The organism is Vibrio sp. S234-5, from assembly GCF_000960595.1.
GTDB lineage: Bacteria > Pseudomonadota > Gammaproteobacteria > Enterobacterales > Vibrionaceae > Vibrio.
In genome coordinates this window covers 1-379 of record NZ_JZAM01000140.1, presented here as the reverse complement: position 1 = coordinate 379, position 379 = coordinate 1, and the positions used below count along the sequence as shown (strand labels likewise).

At 41.4% G+C, this 379-nt stretch carries 1 pseudogene; it reads left to right on the top strand.

What is annotated here, in order from left to right:
- Positions 1–276 (top strand): annotated as a pseudogene (locus UF06_RS27165) (hypothetical protein); the annotation flags it as partial.
- Between the last annotated feature and the right edge of the window lie 103 nt (positions 277–379).

The following is a 379-nucleotide window of genomic DNA, read 5'->3' as shown; positions in this document are numbered from 1 at the left end:
TTTCAGTATATTGAAACACACTTATGGGACGACAACGGTAAACTGGCGAACCTTCGAATGAATATGCTCGAGATATGTGTATTGCTGAACTGTTCTCGAGAGCAAGTGACATCAATGATTGAGCAAGGCCTACTCACCCCAAATCGTCAACTTGGAAAACGAGAGATACTCATCGTTACTGAATACGCTTTTTACTTGGGTGATGTTTATTGTCTTTGGCTTTCAGAATTTCAATCTGATGAGTTCAATCGCTCTTTTTACCTGTCGAGGTGGTGAATGGCAACACTGGCAGAAATATTAGATAACAAAACAGACGACCTTAATAAAGATTTGCGCAGAGCCTTTAGACCACTCTCCGCCCCCGTAGACATATCAGATA